General features: G+C 60.7%; 17 protein-coding genes and 1 pseudogene. 15 read left to right on the top strand and 3 right to left on the bottom strand.

Features of this window, described 5'->3' with window-relative positions:
• Positions 1 to 11 precede the first annotated feature (11 nt).
• From LB545_RS08605 to LB545_RS08550, 12 genes are all read left to right on the top strand, one after another.
• Positions 12 to 947, top strand: coding sequence for an ABC transporter ATP-binding protein (locus tag LB545_RS08605; protein ID WP_181171881.1), 936 nt, complete (start codon positions 12 to 14; stop codon positions 945 to 947).
• Positions 944 to 1,999, top strand: coding sequence for an ABC transporter ATP-binding protein (locus LB545_RS08600; protein ID WP_140560028.1), 1,056 nt, complete (start codon positions 944 to 946; stop codon positions 1,997 to 1,999). Before LB545_RS08605 ends, LB545_RS08600 begins: the two co-directional genes overlap by 4 nt.
• A gap of 29 nt (positions 2,000 to 2,028) precedes the next feature.
• Positions 2,029 to 2,778 carry an SDR family NAD(P)-dependent oxidoreductase gene (locus tag LB545_RS08595; RefSeq protein WP_140523280.1) on the top strand — a complete coding sequence of 250 codons (750 nt, stop codon included), beginning with the start codon at positions 2,029 to 2,031 and terminating at the stop codon, positions 2,776 to 2,778.
• An 84-nt stretch (positions 2,779 to 2,862) separates the two neighbouring features.
• Entirely contained in the window at positions 2,863 to 3,627 is a 765-nt protein-coding gene (locus LB545_RS08590) for a FadR/GntR family transcriptional regulator (protein WP_224704886.1), read from the top strand.
• A 41-nt stretch (positions 3,628 to 3,668) separates the two neighbouring features.
• Positions 3,669 to 4,568, top strand: a complete 900-nt coding sequence (locus LB545_RS08585; RefSeq protein WP_140560027.1) for a polysaccharide deacetylase family protein — start codon at positions 3,669 to 3,671, stop codon at positions 4,566 to 4,568.
• Positions 4,569 to 4,885: 317 nt separating this feature from the next.
• Positions 4,886 to 6,421, top strand: coding sequence for a sugar ABC transporter ATP-binding protein (locus tag LB545_RS08580; RefSeq protein WP_140581777.1), 1,536 nt, complete (start codon positions 4,886 to 4,888; stop codon positions 6,419 to 6,421).
• An 80-nt stretch (positions 6,422 to 6,501) separates the two neighbouring features.
• Positions 6,502 to 7,398 carry an ABC transporter permease gene (locus LB545_RS08575; RefSeq protein ID WP_181171880.1) on the top strand — a complete coding sequence of 299 codons (897 nt, stop codon included), beginning with the start codon at positions 6,502 to 6,504 and terminating at the stop codon, positions 7,396 to 7,398.
• Positions 7,398 to 8,408: an ABC transporter permease gene (locus LB545_RS08570; protein ID WP_140581782.1), complete on the top strand. Its 1,011-nt coding sequence runs from the start codon at positions 7,398 to 7,400 to the stop codon at positions 8,406 to 8,408. Before LB545_RS08575 ends, LB545_RS08570 begins: the two co-directional genes overlap by 1 nt.
• 30 nt (positions 8,409 to 8,438) lie before the next feature.
• On the top strand, positions 8,439 to 9,653 hold the full coding sequence (locus tag LB545_RS08565) for a sugar ABC transporter substrate-binding protein (RefSeq protein WP_140581785.1): 1,215 nt from the start codon (positions 8,439 to 8,441) through the stop codon (positions 9,651 to 9,653).
• Between the two features lie 183 nt (positions 9,654 to 9,836).
• Positions 9,837 to 10,169, top strand: coding sequence for a hypothetical protein (locus tag LB545_RS08560; protein ID WP_140523295.1), 333 nt, complete (start codon positions 9,837 to 9,839; stop codon positions 10,167 to 10,169).
• Entirely contained in the window at positions 10,162 to 11,202 is a 1,041-nt protein-coding gene (locus LB545_RS08555) for a CobW family GTP-binding protein (RefSeq protein ID WP_140581788.1), read from the top strand. The genes LB545_RS08560 and LB545_RS08555 overlap by 8 nt, the downstream gene beginning before the upstream one ends.
• A gap of 54 nt (positions 11,203 to 11,256) precedes the next feature.
• Entirely contained in the window at positions 11,257 to 11,430 is a 174-nt protein-coding gene (locus LB545_RS08550) for a hypothetical protein (protein ID WP_181167739.1), read from the top strand.
• Between the two features lie 496 nt (positions 11,431 to 11,926).
• Here LB545_RS08550 and LB545_RS08545 read toward each other — a convergent pair.
• A pseudogene (locus LB545_RS08545) lies at positions 11,927 to 12,494 on the bottom strand (transposase); the annotation flags it as partial.
• A 430-nt stretch (positions 12,495 to 12,924) separates the two neighbouring features.
• On the opposite strand from LB545_RS08545, the gene LB545_RS08540 reads away from it, so the two are divergent.
• Positions 12,925 to 13,800: a hypothetical protein gene (locus LB545_RS08540; protein ID WP_224704885.1), complete on the top strand. Its 876-nt coding sequence runs from the start codon at positions 12,925 to 12,927 to the stop codon at positions 13,798 to 13,800.
• Between the two features lie 215 nt (positions 13,801 to 14,015).
• On the opposite strand, the gene xth is transcribed toward LB545_RS08540, so the two are convergent.
• Entirely contained in the window at positions 14,016 to 14,792 is a 777-nt protein-coding gene (gene xth, locus LB545_RS08535; protein ID WP_140560023.1) for an exodeoxyribonuclease III, read from the bottom strand.
• Between the two features lie 10 nt (positions 14,793 to 14,802).
• Positions 14,803 to 14,985, bottom strand: coding sequence for a DUF3606 domain-containing protein (locus LB545_RS08530; RefSeq protein ID WP_140523303.1), 183 nt, complete (start codon positions 14,983 to 14,985; stop codon positions 14,803 to 14,805).
• 1,586 nt (positions 14,986 to 16,571) lie between these two features.
• Between LB545_RS08530 and LB545_RS08525 the strand changes: the two genes are divergently transcribed.
• Positions 16,572 to 17,582: an SDR family oxidoreductase gene (locus tag LB545_RS08525; RefSeq protein ID WP_140555432.1), complete on the top strand. Its 1,011-nt coding sequence runs from the start codon at positions 16,572 to 16,574 to the stop codon at positions 17,580 to 17,582.
• Between the two features lie 187 nt (positions 17,583 to 17,769).
• Positions 17,770 to 17,976: a sugar phosphorylase gene (locus LB545_RS08520; protein WP_140560021.1), complete on the top strand. Its 207-nt coding sequence runs from the start codon at positions 17,770 to 17,772 to the stop codon at positions 17,974 to 17,976.
• The last annotated feature ends 835 nt before the right edge of the window (positions 17,977 to 18,811 follow it).

Raw genomic sequence — 18,811 nt, 5'->3', positions numbered from 1 at the left:
GGAACTTGCGCGTGACGTTCCCGTCCGGAAGCGCCGAACCGAAGGCGGTGCTGAAGGGCATCGACCTTGCAGTACAGCCTGGCGAGATCGTTGGCCTGGTCGGTGAGAGTGGCGCGGGCAAGACGACGCTCGCCCGCTCCATCCTCGGGCTGCCGCCATCGCCGGGCCGCATCGCCGGCGGCGAAGTCCACTTCGAGGGCCGCCAGATCCTCAGCCTGTCCGAATCCGAACTCCGCCGTCTTCGCGGCCGCCGTCTCTCGGTCGTGGTGCCGAATCCCCGCGCTGAGCTCAATCCGCTGCTCAAGGTCGGCGACCAGATCGCCGCGATGGCGAGGATCCATCTCGGCGTCGGCGGCAAGGAGGCGCGGCGCATGGCGTTGAAGATCCTGCACGACGTGCAGATACCGGACCCGGAACGGCGCATGGATGCCTATCCTCACGAACTGTCCGGCGGCATGGCGCAGCGCGTCGTCATCGCCATGGCGCTGATCTGCAGCCCGGCCTTTATCATCTCGGATGACGCCACCAGCGGACTCGACGTCACGGTGCAGGCGCAGATCCTGGCCCTGCTGACCAAGCTTGCCTCGGAGCATGGCAGCGCCATGCTGTTCATCACCCGCGACGTCGGCATCACCGCGCATTTCTGCAATCGCATCGCTGTGCTGTTCTCGGGCGAAATCGTCGAAATCGCGCCGCGCGAGGCGCTCTTCCTCGCGCCCGCGCATCCCTACACATTGATGCTGCTTGCAGCCTTCTCCCATAGCCCCAGGCTGCGCGACAGCTGGAGCGTGCCGGACACTGGCCGGCGGCGCGAACCGCCCACCGGCTGCCAGTATGCCGACCGTTGTCCCATCTCTCAGCCGGTTTGCCGCGCACAGCGGCCACCTTTCGCCGAGATCGGTCCGGGCCACTTCGTCCGCTGCCATTTCCCCGTGAGGCACGCATGAACGCCGTCCTGACCATCGACAACCTCTACAAGCGCTTCCCCATTGCCGGCTCCAAGCAGGTGGTGCAGGCGATCAACGGCGTCAGCCTGACCATCGAGCCGGGTGAGACACTGGGGCTCGTCGGCGAGAGTGGCTCAGGCAAGACCACGGTCGGCCGCTGCATCGTCGGCCTGATCGAGCCGACCGCCGGAAACATTCGCTTCCGCGGCACCGACCTGGCGCAGCGCCATCAACACAAGAGCAAGCTGGCTGGCAAGATTCAGCTTGTATTCCAGGAACCGAACGAGTCGCTCGACCCGCGCATGAAGATCGGCGACACGATCAGCGAGCCGCTCCTGCCGCTAAAGCTCGACCGCGAAACGAGGCGCCGCCGCACGGCCGACGCCTTGCGCCTGGTGCGGCTGGATACCGACTTGCTCGACGCCTATCCTTCCGAGCTGCCTTCCGGGCAACAGCAGCGTGTCGGCATAGCGCGCGCCATGGTCACGGAGCCCGAACTCGTCGTCCTCGACGAACCGACCTCGGCGCTCGACCCGACCGCCCGCGCCGAGATCATCGATTTGCTGCGGCGCATCCAGAGCGAACGCAACACCGCCTATCTGTTCATCTCCCACGACCTCTCCACGGTGCGCTTCATCAGCCACCGCGTCGCGGTGATGTATCTCGGCATGATCGTTGAGCAGGGCAGCGCCGAAACGGTCTTCAATCGCCCGCAACATCCCTATTCCAGTGGTTTGCTGTCGTCGGTCATGCTGCCGCATCCGCATCTCAAGATCGAAAGCAGCGTCAGCCTCAAAGGCGAGATCCCGAGCCCGATCAATCTGCCCCAGGGCTGCTTCCTGGCATCGCGCTGCCCGTTCGTCATCGATCGCTGCCGCCGTGAGATGCCGCCGGCTGAGACGGTCGGCGAACGGCACACGGTCCATTGCTTCCGCCACAAGGACGTCGCCGCTTCGGTGCCGGCCTCCGACACCTTCAACGTGTTCATGAAGGAAGCCGAACGCATCCTCGGCCGGCCGGCGCCCGGTGGTCTCGCGTCTTCGCTTCGATAGTCAATCAACCAGGAAATGGGAAACCAAGCATGTCAGGACGTCTCGCTGGAAAGAAAGCACTGGTCACGGGAGGCGCACGCGGCATCGGTGGCGCGATTGCCACGGCCTTCGCGCGCGAGGGCGCCGACGTGGCCGTTCTCGACCTGAAACTCGAGGCCGCCGAGGCGCGCATCTCCGCCCTTGCTGATTTCGGTGCAAGGACCTTCGCCGTCGCGGCCGACGTCAGCGACGAGGCGCAGGTCGAGGCAGCCGTCAAGAAGGTGGAGGCGGCGCTCGGCCATATCGACATACTGGTCAACAATGCCGGCATCGACACGACGTCTGTCGTCGCCGAAATGAGCACCGGCATGTGGGACCAGATGATGGCCGTCAACCTGCGCAGCGTCTTTCTTTGCACGCGCGCGGTGCTGAAGCCGATGATTTCCCGCAAGTTCGGCCGCATCATCAATATCGCCTCGCAGCTCGGTCACAAGGGCGCGCCGGAAATGGCGCACTATGCGGCCGCCAAGGCCGGTGTCATCGGCTTCACCCGCTCGCTCGCCTATGAGGTGGCGCGCGACGGCATCACCGTGAATGCCATCTGTCCCGGCCCGATCGAAACGGAGCTATTCAAGGCGCTGCCGGAGGAATGGAAGAAGCGCAAGCTCGGCGAACTGCCGATCGGCCGCGCCGGCCATGTCGACGAAATCGCTCCCACCGCCGTGCTGCTGGCGTCGGAGGAGGGCGCTTACTACATCGGCGCGACCATGAATCCGAACGGCGGCGATGTCATGCTCTGATCAACCGCGGGCTGAATGGTTCCATCCAAATGTATCTTGTTCTAGCTATGTGGCGACAATTCCTGCTGACGCTGGGGCCTAGCCATGATGAAACGCAATCTTAGTGATGATGGAAAGACGGCGGCCTTACAGCCGCCCGACCTGCGGCGCGAGCGCCGGGAAGCCAGCGGCGGTGTGGCCCAGGCAACGGTGGCCGCCTTGCAGTCGATGATCCGCGACGGCAGGTTGCGACCAGGCGATACATTGCCGCCGCAGCGCGACCTGGCCCGCGACCTCAATGTGAGCCGCGCCACGCTGCGCGAGGCTCTGTCGATCCTCGCCACCATCGGCGAGATCGTTGCGCGCGAGGGAGGGCGGGGCTTCGTTTGTGCCGACCCTTCCGGCGCACCGGCAACTCCGTCCTGGCGCTTCGCGGCGCGTTATTCGCTGAGCGAGGTCTATCAGTTCCGCTACATCGTCGAATCCTACGCGGCCGAGCTCGCGGCGCTGACCCATACCGATCAGGAGATCGCCGACCTGAAGGAATGCACGACCGCCTTTCGCAACGCGGCGCGCGAAAAGGACCTCAATTCCTACGCGCAGACGGACTTCGATTTCCACAACCTCATCATGCGCATCTCGCGCAACAAGCTGCTGGTGGACATGCACCAGACATTCGCGAGCGTGCTGCTGGAGAGCCAGCGCCTGCCCACCGAGCGGCGGGGCAATCTGCTGTTCGCGGTGCAGGAGCATGACCGCATCCTGGAGGCGATTGCCATGGGCGATCCCGATGGCGCCAACTACTACATGCGCAAACATATCAGCATGGCGGGAAGCCGGGCCGGTCTTCCACCCTCGCAACTACCCTAGACGCCCTTCGGCCGGGGACATGAACAACGAAAGGAAGAGAGATGCCGAAAGAAATGTTTGTATCCTACGGAGTGGACGTTGACGCTGTCGCCGGCTGGTTGGGTTCCTACGGCGGTGAGGACAGCCCTTGCGACATCTCTCGCGGCGCCTTCGCAGGCAAGGTCGGCAGCCTCCGGCTGCTTCGGATGTTCGAAAAGTGGGGGATCAAGACGACATGGTTCATCCCCGGTCATTCCATCGAGAGCTTTTGGGACGAAATGAAGGAAGTGGCGGACGCTGGCCACGAGATCGGCATGCATGGCTACAGCCACGAGAACCCGATCGCCATGTCGCCCGAGCAGGAAGAGGCCATCTTCAACAAGTGCGTCGACCTCATCACCAAGCTTTGCGGCAAGGCGCCTCGCGGCTATGTCGCTCCCTGGTGGGAGTTCGGCTCGAAAACAAATGAGCTGTTGAAGCAGAAGGGGCTGCTCTACGACCACTCGCTGATGCATAACGACCATCACCCCTACTATGTGACGGTCGGCGACCAGTGGACGAAGATCGATTATTCCAAGCATCCATCCAGCTGGATGAAGCCGTATTCGCAAGGCGAGGAGACCGATCTCATCGAGATACCGGCATCCTGGTATCTCGATGACCTGCCGCCGATGATGTTCATCAAGGCCTCGCCCAACAGTCACGGCTTCGTCAACCCGCGCGATATCGAGCAGATGTGGCGCGACCAGTTCGACTGGATCTACGAGAACTACGACTATGCCGTGTTCCCGCTGACGATCCATCCCGACGTGTCGGGCAAGCCGCATGTGCTGAAGATGCACGAACGGCTCCATGACTATATGAAGGGCTTCGAGGGCGTGAAGTTCGTCAAGATGGAAGAGATCGCGGCCGATTTCGGCAAGCGCTTCCCGCGCAGCGGCAAGGCACGTCCCAAATCCTGAGCGGCTTCGGCGTACTATGCCGGGACCGCCGCGCGGTCTCCGGCCCGGTTCGCTTGAATGGTCAGACCCGATAGATCGGATTGATTATGCTTTCTGTGTCATCTCGCCGATGGCAGCGCCCATCAATTCTGCTGGAAACAGCAGAATTGATGGTGGAGTTGGTGCCTTCGCACCACTTTTCGACTATCCATTTCCGGTCAGACCAAATGTGCTGAAAATTCAAGCTTTCTTGCAAGTTTTCTTAATTGTCATGGCGGGTAAGGCGTGCTAGCTCCAATCTTGGTCTGACCAAACAGGGAAGACTGGGAAGAGGTGGAATGAAGGATAGAACGCACAACGTCCTTGATTTCCGATCCGTGTCCAAGCGCTACGGTGCCACGATTGCGCTTGAGGATATTTCGTTTGAAATGCGCTCCGGCGAAGTATGCGGTCTGCTCGGCGAAAATGGCGCCGGCAAATCGACACTCGTGAAGATACTGAGTGGCGTCGTCACACCTGATACCGGCTCCATCGAATTGCGCGGCGCTCCTTTCAAGCCGCAGGGCATTGTCGACGCCCGCTTGGCCGGCATAGCAACCGCCTTCCAGGAACTCAGCCTGATTCCGACATTGTCAGTAGCCGCGAACCTGTTCCTGCCGCGCCCGGCACTCAACCGCCTTGGTCTGGTGTCGGCGCGCAACATCGAGCGTGAGGCGGCTGAGATTCTTCAAGCCCATGACGTGACGGATATCGCGCCCCGGCGGCTGGTCGAGGATCTGCCGCTCGGCATGCGCCAGAAGGTCGAGATCGTGCGTGCGCTGCGGCACCGCCCGGCCGTGCTGGTGCTCGACGAAGCGACCGCCGCGCTCTCCGACCGTGAATGGCTTTTCAAGCTGGTCGATGCCGCTGTTCGTGGCGGCACGTCAGTGCTCTACATAAGCCACAAGCTCGACGAGATCCGCCGCCTGTGCCAGCGCTGCGTTATCCTGCGTAACGGCCGCAAGGTGCTGGAAAGCGATGTTGAATCCATGAGCGACGAAGCGATATTCAGCAGTATGGCCGGTCGCTCCGTGGTTGAAGCCGCGGAGAAGGTGCCGTCGGCGGTTCGCGTCGGCGCCACGCCGGCGCTGGAGGTCGGTCACCTGATCGGCCCTGGCGTCAATGATATCAGCTTCTCGCTGGCTCCCGGCGAGATTCTTGGTGTGGCGGGCCTGGAGGGGCACGGGCAGTCCAGTCTCTTCAAGTCGCTGGTGGGCTTGTCGACGCTGCGGGAGGGCACGATCTCGATCGCAGGCAAGGCGACTTCGGTCGGCTCGCCTCGCGCGGCGCGTAGGCTCGGCATGGTGCTGGTGCCGGAGGAACGAAAGTCCGAAGGACTGTTTCACGATCTCACCACGCAGGCGAATATCTCGCTGCCGGTGATAGACAAGGTGAGCCCATTCAAGCTCGTAAACAGATCTTCCGAGCTGCGGCTGGTGGAACAGGTAACCCCGGCAGTGAACCTTTCGAAGCAGCTCCTGCCCCTCAACGTCGGCGCGCTTTCGGGCGGTAACCAGCAGAAGGCGGTCCTGGCGCGGGCGCTGATAACGGGCGCGCGGTGCCTGCTGTTGTTCGATCCCACGCGCGGTGTCGACGTCGGCGCCAAGCGCAACATATACGCCATGATGCGCGCGTTCGTGCGCGATGGCGGCTCGATCCTGTTCTATTCGACTGAACTGGACGAACTCGTTCAGCTCTGTGATCGCTGCCTCGTTCTCTACCGCAATTCGATTGCCGGCGAGCTGGGTCGCGACCATCTCTCACAGGACCGTATGCTGTCGCTGGCATCCGGTTATCGCGACGGGTCGCGGCGGCCTGCCGCCCAAGGGGCGTAACGATGGCATCCGATACGCCTCGCGGCCGCTTGACAATTCTGGGCAACGGAGCGGTCGCCGCCATCGGCCTGCTTATCGTCATGTTCGCCGTCTATGCCGCCCACGAGCCTTCGGCACTCTCGCTGTTCGGCATCGGTAACCTCCTCAACAACGCCATCGTACTCGCCCTCGCCGCAACGGGACTGACGCTCGTCGTGGTATGCGGCGAGCTGGACCTTTCGGGCCCCGGTGTGATCGCCATCGCGAATGTGGTGGTGGCGACGGTGAGTGGCGGCGATGCGGGCGCCCTCGGCAGCTTCGGCCTGGTTCTGTTGGTCGGCCTCGTGGTCGGTGGTCTCAACGGCATACTGGTCGCCTATTTTGGACTGCAGTCGCTCGCCGTGACGCTCGGTTCTCTGATCGCATGCCAAGGCATCGCGCTCCTCATCCTTCCGGCACCTGGCGGCGAGGTGGTGGAATCCATCGCTTATGGCATCACCGGCGACATTCTACGCATTCCCGTGCCGGCGATCCTGTTGGTGCTGGTGCTCGTCTTCTGGTTTCTGCTCAAGCATTCGCGCATGGGTATAGCAATGTACGCGGTCGGCACGGATCAGACGGCCGCGCGGCTCTCGGGGCTCAATATCCGCGCCACCAGGCTATTCGCTTTCGTGGCCGCCGGCCTGTTCTATGCCATGGCCGGCTTCGTTTTCAGCGCCGAGATCGGTTCGGGCGATCCACGCATCAGCGATTCCTTTTTGCTGTTCATGTTCGCGGCGGTCGCGATCGGCGGCACGTCCCTGTTCGGCGGTCGCGGCGGGGTGGTCGGCACGCTGGCCGGTGCAGGTATTTTGACGGTGCTGCAAAAGATGCTGTTCGCGCTCGGCGTGGCTGACTTTTACACCAACATCTTCAACGGACTTATCATGATCTTGGCAATCCTTTTCGGCCAAGCCTCCGCCTATTTGGCGCGCCGATCCGCGAGAAGGGAAGCCTGATGACCGACAAGGACATTACGACCCCCGCACAGACGTCCGAGCACGGCGCGCAGAGCGCGCGCCGCGCACTTGTCTCATCGGACCTTGTGCCGCCGATTACCGTGTTCGCCGCCACGGCGCTGCTGGTCATCGGCACGAAGATCGCCAGTCCCAATTTCGGTTCGTTCGACCAGCTCACCGCCATACTGGTTACCGCCATCTTCCTGGTGGTCGCTTCGTTCGGGCAGGGGCTGGTGATCCTTCTGGGCGGCATCGACTTGTCACTGGGCGTGGTCATCGGTGTCGGCGGCATGATGATCGCGGAACTTACGCGCGGCAGCAACGACGCGCTGCTGTACGCCATTCCGCTTACCCTCTTGTGCTGTCTTGGCATCGGTCTCATCAACGGCATCGGTGTGGCGATTGCCAAGATCCCGCCCTTCATCGTGACGCTGGCGTCCGGCATCACATTCTTCGGGGTGGCGCTGGGTTTCACCGCGGGCAATTCGCAACAATCGGTCGCTCCTGCGATCCAGCAGTTCATGAGCTCCCGCTGGCTGGGTGTACCCTATCCCGTCTATTTCATAATCGTCTTTGCGGTGTTCGCCTGGCTGTTCCAGAACAAGAGCGCGGAAGGCCGCAAGCTCTACGCCATTGGCAGCAGCCCTGGCGCGGCCAACGTGCTGGGCCTGCCGATCGCCGCGCTCACCATCGCGGTCTATGCCATCAGCGGCCTTTGTGCCGGAATGACCGGCATCCTCTTGGCCGGCTATTCCTCGAGCGCGACGCTTGACATGGGCAATGCGCTGCTGATGCCCTCCATCGCCGCCGTCGTCATCGGCGGCGCACGGGTCACCGGTGGCTCCGGCATCTATCTCGGAACTCTTGCCGGCGCGCTCTTCCTCAGCACGTTGTCCACCGTCATCACCACGCTCAGCCTCTCGCAGGGATTCCGCGACCTGGTGCAGGGCGGGATCATCATCATCGCTTTGCTGCTCCAGCGTGGGCGGCTCAATCTGCGAAGCCGTTAGTCGGCGGTCGCTTCAAATGGGAGAAAGAACATGAAGAACGCTTCGCGTAGACTGACTTACGGCCGGGCGGCCATCGCCGCCACGTTGCTTGGTCTGGGGACATCCAGCGCGAATGCCCAGGATACCTACAAGGTGTTCCTGAACATGAGCTACAGCGGCAACACCTGGCAGGCGAGCGCCGCCAACGGCATCAAGGCACTGGCTTCGACCCCGCCTTACGACAAGCAGGTACAGTTCAAGACCATTATCTCCGGCACCGACGTGCAGAAGCAGATATCTGACCTCCAGAGCATGATCGCGGCAGGCGCCAACGCCATTCTTCTGTATCCGCTCTCGCCGACTGCGCTCAACCGCACCATCAAGCAAGCCTGCGATCAAGGCGTCGTGGTGTTCACCTACGACAGTACGGTTACGGAGTCCTGCGCGCACAACGTCTCCAACATCACCGCCCGTTACGGCGCCAATACGGCGCAGTGGATGGTGAACCAGATGGGCGGCAAGGGAGAGCTGATCTTCAACCACGGCGTCGCCGGCACGACCGTGACCAAGACCTATGACGAACAGGCCTATGGCGTGTTCAAGAAATATCCCGACATCAAGATCGTCGGCGATTTCTATGGCAACTGGAACGACGCGACCTCGCAGGAGGAGGTTGCCAAGATCTTGGCCGCGCACCCCAACGTCGACGGCATCTGGACGGTTGACGGCACCTTTGGCTCTTTGCAGGCCGTCATCAACAGTCGTCCCGACAAGCTGGTCGTGATTGCCGGCCAGTCCAACAACGGCTATCGCCTGGCGATGGCGGATCCGGCCATGCAGGCCAAGGGCCTGAAAGGCGTTTCCTCGAGCGCGGGTCCGGCCGTTGGCGGCTACGCCTTCAAGCTCATGATGGAAGTCGTGACCGGCAAGAAGAAGCTAACCGCCAACAACATCGAATATCCGCTGCCATGGGTTGAGCCGCAGGATGTGAAGCTCTGCCAGGGTGAGACCTTCGTTGACGGCTGCAACACCTTCCCTGCCGACAAGGTGCCACCGCTCTTCATCGACACCTCGCTGAACGGCGATCTGCTGCCCGAACTCAGCTTGAAGTCGGTGCAAGATAGTACGCCCACGCCGGGCGCAACCATCAAGGATCTGCCCGACGTGACCTACGCCGACAATTTGCCCGGCATCAATTGCGGAAAATGTGAGCCGACCAAGGACTGGCTGGAGCCAAACAAGGTTAAGCCGATCCCGGCCCCTTGAGTTCCTCGACAGAAGAACGCGGCCTCGGCATTTCCGAGACCGCGTTCTTCTTCTGGTCGAAGCCTGCGGTAGACCAGGCAGGGGGGACTTGGCATCGCCAGGCAGGGCAACCACCTACAGAGGAACTGTAAGGCCCTGTCGGGGTCAAACGGTCTCCGAAGACGGTCATCCAAGGAGCAGATCATGTGCTCGCTATGCGGCGTTCTAGGCAGCAACGAACATTGGACCGATGCCGTGGCCCGGCCCGGCGTTTACACGCGCAACGTCGAAAACGTTGACCGGCGCCGTGAGCGCGCCAATCGCGTCAGGATAGCTAATCTCATCCTGGCCTCCTTCGGCATGCGGCTGGCGGACTGGCAGGGGACGGCCTTTGTCATTTCAACGCGAACGGGCAAGACCGAGATCATCAACGATCTCGGACACCTATGGCAGGCTGCGGAGCGTCTTTCGGGCAGGACTTGCGATCCGTTGGAGGCCGATGTCATCGCAAGCTTCGAAGCCGGTCGCGATGGCTGAACTACCGCCTTTCACCCCGGTCCACCTGCTGACAGGTTTTCTCGGCTCGGGCAAAACCACACTTCTGAAACGGTTGCTTGATGACCCGGATCTATCGGACGCGGCCGTGCTCATCAATGAATTCGGCCAGGTTGGGCTCGACCACCACTTGGTGGAACGAATTGACGAAACCATGGTACTGCTTCAGTCCGGCTGCGTGTGCTGCACCGTGCGCGGTGAACTGGCCGACGCGATCCGCGATCTATATTCGAAGCGGGAGCGAGGCCAGATATCCCCGTTCCGGCAGGTAGTGGTCGAAAGTACGGGGCTGGCTGACCCATTTCCGATTCTTTCGACGCTAAAATCCGATCCGATGCTGAAGCACCATTTCATCGTGGGAAATGTGGTGACCACCGTCGACGTCATGAACGGGATTGCCAACCTCGACCGATATATCGAATCCAATCGTCAGGTGGCCATTGCCGACAGGCTGGTCATGACCAAGACCGATCTCGCTGACGACGCCAAAATCGGGCGACTTGCAGATCGGCTGGAGCGCATCAATCCGGATGCCCCGATACTGAATGTCCGCTCCGGGTTCTGCGCACGAGATCTGTTCGAGCAGGAGACTGTAGCCCGTGCAAGCCAGCTGCAATCGCAGTCAGGCTTCTTCTGCGAGGAGGCTGCCGTGTTGGCGACTGCCGCCGGACAGGCGCATCAAGCGGCGATCGCATCCTGCGTCCTGGTCTGGGACGAGCAAGTCGATTGGACCGCGTTCGGCTTATGGCTCACCATGCTGCTCAACAGACATGGAGAGCGTGTCCTTCGGGTGAAGGGCATCCTGAACATCGCAGGTGAAGACCGCCCGGTCGCGGTCCACGGTGTGCAGCATCTCGTTCATCCTCCTGTACATATGGAGGCGTGGCCGAGCCAAGACCGCACATCGCGGCTGGTCATCATTGCCGACGGCCTCGATTTAGAACGGGTGCAGCGCTCATTCGCTGCATTCGCATTGGCCAGCCAGCCCAAAGTCATGGTGATCGGCGGCGCGTAGCCGAGCGCCAATGTACCCCACACGGACCAACCGACCGCGGCGATGGTCATTGGCATGCCGATCATGATGATCATCGTGGCGATGCTGGTGCTGCTGATGATCATGCGTCATCGGCGACCGAAGCGCGGCGGCGATGATCAGCATCACGCTGCCTTCGTCCCAAGCGAAAGCCGCTCCCCGCTCAGAAGACACAAACCGCCAAGCGCGGCGCGGCCGACGCGATGTTGAGCGCCTCTCATACACGCTGCGGCTCGGTGCGGCATCCCAGAACCACGATCACGCCCAACTGCGTCGGCATCTTGCCGATTTGGTCGCGGCCTACAATTTCGGTCGCAGACTCGAAACCCTCAAAGTCTCACCCCCTACGAGTTCATCTGCAAGCCATGAGCTTCCCAGCCCGAGCGCTTCACTCTCAATCCGCTCCAGCAAATGCCGGGACTTCTCTATTCGGTGTGTTGAAGTCAATCGCTTTCAAGCTTCCTCTACCATGGGCATTTGATGTCTTTCGCGAGGCCCTGCTTCTCTTCGGGATCGGCGCTTTGGCCCTCCCAGCATGGGATCAGTTGGAATGAAGGGGACAATCTAAACAGCGTTCTCACCACGTTGCCGCGGTGGAAACGAGTCCCGGCACGTCCTCTCTTCATCCTCCGTCCCGCGAAGGACATGTATCCGCCCTTGGCGGATCCCGTTATCGGATCTTCTCCCTTTCGTTTGGTGGACCCGGCTATATCACCCCCGTCGCTTCCTCTCGCGCCCAGCGGAACTCACCGCCGTCGGACCATATTCTGTGCATGATGACAGCCATTCTGCGAGCAAGGGCAACGGTCGCCCTTTGCCGGCCTCGACGTTTGGCGATGTTCGTCGCCCAAGTTTTCAGCCATGACCACTTTCTCACCACCGTCAGCAAGACTTGCGCGGCTTCATAAAGCAGCGTCCGCATCATGGCGTCACCGCACAGGGAAACACGTCCGACGCGATTGTCCTCGCCTGATTGATGCAACCGCGGCGTCAACCCGAGAGCCGGACCTACGGCTTTCGAGTTCTTGAAGCGTGCAGGAACGTCGACCGTGGCATTGAAAGCCAGCGCAACGACAGGGCCGATGCCAGGCACGGTCATCAACCGCCTGCAGAACCGTGTCATCCTTCACGATCGACAACAACCTTTCATGCAGCACCGTGAACTGCTCGCGAAGTTTCTGTCGGGCGGCAAGCAACGCCTCCATAATGTCACATAGCTCCGGAATGTCGTTGGAAAGGTCCTGGATGCGATCTGCAAATTTGGCAGCGCCGACAGACTGGTGCAGCCATGGGTATCTCCCCTCGACAACCCCCTTCAGAAAAAACGCATCCAGCGGCCATTTCTCCTGAATTCCCGCACTTTGGCTTTCCAGCGATAAACTGGCCTTGGGCGATGAATGGAAACGGTCAGGTGTCTGTGCTCGAGAAGGTCCACATAATTGGCACTGTTGAATTTCGATTTCGGTCTCGAATTAAGAAAGCTGGTGCAAATCCAGCTTGATCGGCCTCTCGGGCTTCCGGACGAAAAGCGCAGATCCTGTTGCATTGCGCGCTGGATCGCCGATCGCGCTATCGCCCAGGCCCTAGCGAAGTAAGCAAAGGTCCGTTCGCCTCCTGCAATCTGGGAGTTCTTGCCGACATCGGCGCGAAGGGCACTTGCGCTTTCGTAAAGCGTTCTCCTGTCAGAGATGCGGTGAAGGCTCCATGATCATGAAGAGAACGGATGGATCAGGTTCGAATGACAATGTCTCAACGGGCGTGCCGGCGTCCTTCCCCTTTGATCGGACCACCGTCGAACGCTTCCGGAAGAGTTTTCCCCGGGCCCGCTGGAGCGATCAACTCAAGGCCTGGTTTGTCCCGGGAAAGACCGCAGCTCGGCGCGTCAATCGTTGGATGGAGCAAGAACTCGCCGGATCGAGCGTGCATGCTGACAGCAGAGGACGCGACGCCTACGCCTTCGATCCTATCGTTTCCAAGTACCTGTTCGTGCACCAGGATCGGCTGGAGGTGCAAACACCATATTCTCGCTCGGTGGTGAAGGTGATGCGCGACGTGCCGTTTGCGTCCTGGGATCCCGACAGGCACGCTTGGAAAGTGCCATATCGCTCCTATGAACAACTGCATCGACGCTGGGCGGAAATTGAGGCTGCCGCTCTTCGCAACGAGCCCGAAGCGCGAAAACAGCGCGCGGCGCAGAGGCAGGGGTCTCCGCAAGAACTGGCGTCTCGCGCCCATGCCACGGAACGCCGCCGCAGGCGCTATCCGCTGGATCCAAACGATCTTCCGCCGCTTGGCCGGCCGGTAATGACACGGGGCTACGGTGTCATTGTCTTCATCGGGTGCGATGGCGAGCCCGTCGATGGCGACATTCTTGGTACCCAGTACGCCGACTTTCCAGACCACCATGACTATGTCTGGGGTCGGTGGCGTCCCGCCGCCCTCGATGAGCTCATCAAGACCTGGCCCTCGCGAACCAAGACGGAGATTGGTGACGCGCTTTGGTGGCAGCCAACTCTCGATGACCTCAGGGTCGCACGAAAGGCGGCGCGTGGGTTGGAAAGACGGCGAGGTCGAGTGTGACCCTGTTTGCCACCGTTGAGGCTCTTCTCGATGCCTCCACCGAAGTCTGCAAAGTCGGCGGGTCCATACCTCGTCGGGTTTGGACTCGATCCGTGCAAGCACGCGCGAACGGAAATTGCTGTCAGGCTCAACCAAGGACATGTCCGAAATATGCGACAAGTTTCGGACAAAGGCGTGAACCTGCTGACATCTGAACTTGGCCCCGTCAAAATCGACTAGTCGAGCTCTATCCAAGCCGGCGCATGATCGCTGGGCTTTTCCCACCCTCGCGTCCCAACATCCACGCCGGCATCGCGAAGCCTGGGCGACAACGATGGACTGACGAGCAGATGGTCCATTCGCAGGCCAGAACTCTTGTCGTAGCCGCCGCCATAGGTGTGATTCCAATAAGTATAGACCCCCTTCTCCGGGCGGATGCGCCGGACCGCATCGATCCAGCCATCCTCAAGCATCTCGGCATAGGCTTGCCGGCTCTCGGGGAAGAAAACCGCATCGCCGAGCCATCGTCGCGGCACCACGGCGTCAATCGGAGTTGGAACGACGTTGTAGTCTCCACACAGCACTGTCGGCGCTCCCGCTTTGAGCAAGTCCTGGCCGTGGCTGATCAAGCGGTCGAACCAGCGCAGCTTGTAGTCGAACTTGGGACCAGGCGCTGGATTCCCATTGGGCACGTAGAGACAGCCGACAACGAGCCGGTCCACCTGGGCTTCGATGTAGCGGCTGTGAGTGTCATCAGGATCGCCAGGCAAGCCGCGCCGGCGTTCAACCGGGTCCATCCCTCGAGTTACAATGGCCACTCCGTTGTAGGATTTCTGGCCATGCCAGATGGCGCCGTACCCCGCCTCGCGGATGGCCTTGATCGGAAATTTCTCGTCGGACGTTTTTAGTTCCTGGAGGCAGACGATGTCGTAGTTGGTGGCCGAGAGCCACTTGAGGAGCACGGGCAGCCGTCCATTGACACCGTTCACATTGAAGGTGGCAATCCGAACCATTTGCCGTGGCTCATTTCTTTCCGAGTTTGTCCTTGACCTTCTTGCGACTGTTGCCGACCGATTTCACGGCCGATTTGACGTCGGCTTTGCTTGCCCCACTCTTGCCCGCCTCGTATTTCACCTCATGATTCTGCCCACCAGCGACCTTTGCGCGGTCCTGGCTGCGCCCGCGAGTTGTTTGAGTAGCGGCCATTTCTTCCTCCAAGGATTAGTTTCGATTTCCCAACAACGCGGCCGGACTCTTCCGGTTCAATTCATCGGCGCGTAGTGTGGAACTGAAAGTCAGGGCCAGCTATTGGATCGAACTATGTGTTCGGGTTCCGCATGCCGGCAGGCCGCCCTCTACCCGGACATAACCCCCTGCCTCAGTTTCGTCCGTTCCAGCGCTGCGCGATGATCGACGACATACCGGTCCATACGGGAATGACGAAGTGCAGGTGAAATGAATAGGGGATCGCGGCGATCTCTTCTCGATATACACGTGGCGAGGCGAGCGACCGCGAGAAGCACGAATGTCCTCTTTGGAAACCCGGTACCCATCCGGTGAAGCAGCCTTGCTGACATAGGCTGAAGGGCTGCAAGTTCTAGTGCCAGCACTAGGAGTAGCCCTATGACGAAGCATCAGATTGAAGTGATCACCTCGGTCGAGCGGCGCCGGCGCTGGGCCGGAGGAGAAGGAGCGGGTGGTCGGCGCGACATTTGAACCGGACGCCAATGTTTGGAGCTTGCGCGATCGGCCGGCATTCAAGGATCGATGACGGACGCTTTGATCGCATTGGTAGCCGCGGCCACAGAGCGCACGGGACTGCCGCTCCCGGGTCCAGCGGCTTCACTTCGTCCAAGTTTTCAGGCTCTCTCACATTCTCCCGAGCAGCCAGATCAGCCCAGCGTCCGGCTCGGCCTCAGTGCTGCTGGTACCTGACGCCCTTTCGAGGGCGCAATGGATGTTTCGCAAAGTCGAGGTGCATGACTATCATAGTTAATTGTAACTGCTGGTAACCTTGCGTAACCGGTAGCCATCAGTAGCTTTTGAGCAGAGAACGGTATGTTGTATCCTGGTCGTTTTTTGGGGCCGAGCGATATTGTTATGCTTGCCCACGTTTGTCACTCCGTCTGCAAAGAGCGCGGCGTAGCCCCTGCTTCGAACGAAGCAGCGCGCATTGCTGCGCACGTCCTCAGGCTCTTTATGAACGGCCTGACTGAGGAGGATGAACTGCTCGATGCTGAGAGGAACTGGGCTCGACGGCTCGACCCGTCATACCTGCAGATTCCCGTCAATTACGCTGAGACGGAAGAGGCCGCGTAATCCCCAGGCGCTTGTCAAAGGTGAAATTATGTCGCTCGTGCAGACCGATTAGATCAATCACCAGCCGCGAGCTCCGGATCGGCCGGCTCAAATCATTGGACGAAGATGCGTTGCCGCTAACGGGCAAAGAACTCTGCTAGCGGTCAATTGGGTAGGCGAAATTCTGTGGGCCCACAACGCCAGCAGGATCGCCTCGTACGCACTGCCGATCTCCAGTCGAGGTAATTTCGGCTGTCATAGCCGATGATTTGCTCCATTGCTTCCTTATCTCGGGCATTGAGAGCTCTTGGGTTCGCGGTCAATCGGACCTCCTGCGCAACCAGCCGCCCAGCCATTCGCCATCCCGTGGAGAAAATTCGCCATCCCGTGGAGAAAAGATGACATGGCGGCCCTCCTCGGGCTCTCTCGATCGGACCAAGGAACCTTATCAGGCCGAGGCGGTTCGGACGTTTCACGCGCCTCGGAGAAGTCGAATGACCAAAGACCGTCCCCGTTCATTGTCCCGACGTGAAGTCATGGCGGCAGCAGGAGTCGGAATAGCGGCCGGCGTCTCGGGTACGGCCAGCGCCCAGCAAACAACGACCAAAATCTCAGAGAACGGACCCGCGATGCAAGATCCCCGCTCCAAGTACCCGAAGCCGCCATTCGAAGCACAGACGCAGCCCTGGCCCGGCCTGGCACGCGACATGAAGCCGAAACCCGACCACGGAGAGACCAGCTACAAGGGTTCAGACCGGCTTGCGGGTCGCAAAGCTCTGATCACGGGAGGCGATTCCGGTATGGGCCGGGCCGCCGCTATTGCTTATGCGCGCGAAGGAGCGGATGTCGCGATCAACTTCTATCCGTCGGAAGAGCCCGACGCGAGTGAGGTGATCCAACTTATACGAGATGCCGGCAGGACCGGAGTCGCGCTTCCCGGCGATTTGCGGGAGGAGGCTTTCTGCCAGAAATTGGTTGCCGACGCCCTGCAGCAGCTCGGCGGGCTCGATATCGTCGTCTGCAATGCCGGCCGGCAGCAGGCGAAACCCTCCATCCTCGACATAACGAGCGAGGACTTCGACGCTACAATGAAGACCAACATCTACGCGCCGTTCTGGATCATCAAGGCGGTGCTGCCGCATCTGAAGCCAGGATCCTGCATAATCGGAACGACCTCGGAACAGGCCTACGATCCTTCGCCCGAGCTCTACGACTACGCTCAGACCAAGGCCGCGACTATGAACTACGTGAAGTCGTTGGCGAAGCAGCTCGGACCTAAGGGTATTCGCGTAAACGGCGTGGCCCCGGGACCGATCTGGACGCCCCTGCAGATAAGCGGCGGCGCGTCGGAGGAAAAATACAAGAAATTCGGCAGCACAACTGCGTTGGAACGGCCGGGTCAGCCGGCGGAACTGGCCTCCATCTATGTGCAGTTGGCAGCCAACGATGCAAGCTTCGCAACCGGAAATATCTACGGGTCCGGCGGCGGCCAGGGGCAGCCATAAGCAAACGAAGGGGCAAAGGTGATGCTCCCAAGCGGATCCTTCATCACCTCGTCGCCCGCAAGATCCGCTGAGCGGCTGAGCGATGCCATCAGCTCCGCCTGCGGGGATATTCGCCGTGCAGGAGGAACATTTCGCGAGGGGGGCAGTTTGCGATCTGTGTCTTCCACTTCCATGAAACAGGTGCGAAATGACCGTTCGCGAGCTTTTAGAGCAGATCAAGGATTTACCGCCGGAGACGCTGGTCTGCAGCGCCGAAGTGGACGAAGCCTTTGGCATGAATCCTACTGCGGTAGAAATCGTTGACGACGCTCAAATTGGTAGCCGCAAGTCCGATGGCACCGAGGCGATCCAACTGGGCGGCGGGAGAGATAAGGTGATCGTCATTCGCTGGTGAGGCGCCGAGGGCAGCTTCCGTTCTTCCATAGAATTCACGTCCAGCCATCGACGGCAAAGGCAAAACCGAGTTTGGAAGGAGCTTTGTCATGGCCATGCAGTCGAAAGCGCCGGCCTCGTGAAGCGCAGAAGGAGACCGTTCAGCGGGTGACGCACGAGTACAACCACGGCCCGCTATCGCGCCTCGAACTGGAAAGCCCGAAGGAAAACCGGGAAAGCTGAAGAAGCCGAGGGCCAAGGAATGTAAGGCGAAACCGGGCAGGCAGAAGCCGAAGGCAAACGTCCTCAAGCCACCATGATGGCGATGGCACTACGAAAGCCGAATTCTACAACCATTCCAGCGTCGCAACATTCCGGGCCGATCGAAAATGTCGAACGGCAGCTCGAGTGCCCCAGACCATCCCAAGGCTCACATAGAGGGTGGCGGTCAGGAAGAACCAGAAGGGAATTCCGCGCATCGGCCAGGGTGCTTGCCTGTTCACGAAGAAGCTTGAACGCGGCCGCTTCATCTGGCCGTCGGCAGCCGACGGGACTGTGGTGAGGGATGCCGCGCCGATCTCCCCGATCGCGAGACGGCGAAACTGTGCGATAGAGCCGCAGAAGCAGTCGTGGCGCTCCGATCAAATTTCTAGAAACAGGCTCAAGCCACCTGCGGTCTTCACCGGATGGGCACGGGGCGATGGCATAGTTGAGTTTTGTTTGCGAGGCGTGCGAGCCGCAAAGCTGCCCGAAGCGAGGCCGACGCTAAAGCATTGATATTGCGGTCGTCAAAACCTGGCAATTTTGGAGCTATTCCTTAGCTTTGAGAATGATGGATATTCGGAGAATAGATTTGG

The sequence above is a fragment of the Mesorhizobium sp. BR1-1-6 genome (genome assembly GCF_020165355.1).
Classification (GTDB): Bacteria; Pseudomonadota; Alphaproteobacteria; order Rhizobiales; family Rhizobiaceae; genus Mesorhizobium.
Note: the sequence above shows the minus strand (reverse complement) of the source record. Positions and strands in the feature narration are given on the sequence as shown.